A 638-nucleotide genomic window follows, 5' to 3' on the forward strand; every position below is an offset into this window, starting at 1 on the left:
CCCCCGGGGAGTGGCGGGGGCTCCACCGGCTCCGTGATGCCGTCCGCCTTCGTGTCCTCCGCCTTCGTGGCGTCCGTCCTTGCGCCGTCCGTCCTTGCGCCGTCCGTCCTTGCGCCATCCGTCTTTACGCCGTCCGTCTTTACGCCGTCCGCCTTCACGTTGTCCGCCTTTGCTTCCTCCGGGCCGGCGGCTTCCTCCCGGTCGGCGGCTTCCTCCGGCTCCACGGTCCCCTTCGGCTCTGTGGCCCCCTTCGCCGCCTCCTTCAGCACGGCCCAGCGGGCGCGGCGGGCGCTGTCGTCGCCCTGCCAGGAAGCGGCGGATCCGGGCGCCGGCGGGTCGAGGGGCAGTACGTCGTACGACTCGAGGGCGTCGTCGTGGCCACGGGGCACCGGTGTGGCCCGTGGGAGCGGTGTCGCCGCGGGCCTCCACCGGAGGAGCGGGCCCCGCCGGCGTACGCGCCCGTCGACGGCCGAAGGCTCCGGACCCGTGACGGCCTCGCCCGCCCGGGGCTTGCCGATCGTCCCCCGGGCTCCGTCGCCCACCGGCGCCCGGGCCCCGCGGCAGCGCCACGCCCGCAGCGTCACCGCCGTCGGTACGGCCGCCGTCGCCGTCCACAGCAACGCGGCCCCGCCCACCTG

At 76.8% G+C, this 638-nt stretch carries 1 pseudogene; it reads right to left on the reverse strand.

Annotated elements, in window-relative coordinates:
• Positions 1-269: pseudogene (locus C1I97_RS39505) on the reverse strand (hypothetical protein); the annotation flags it as partial.
• Positions 270-638: the final 369 nt, after the last annotated feature.

The organism is Streptomyces sp. NTH33, assembly GCF_003236365.1.
In the GTDB taxonomy this organism is placed as follows: domain Bacteria; phylum Actinomycetota; class Actinomycetes; order Streptomycetales; family Streptomycetaceae; genus Streptomyces.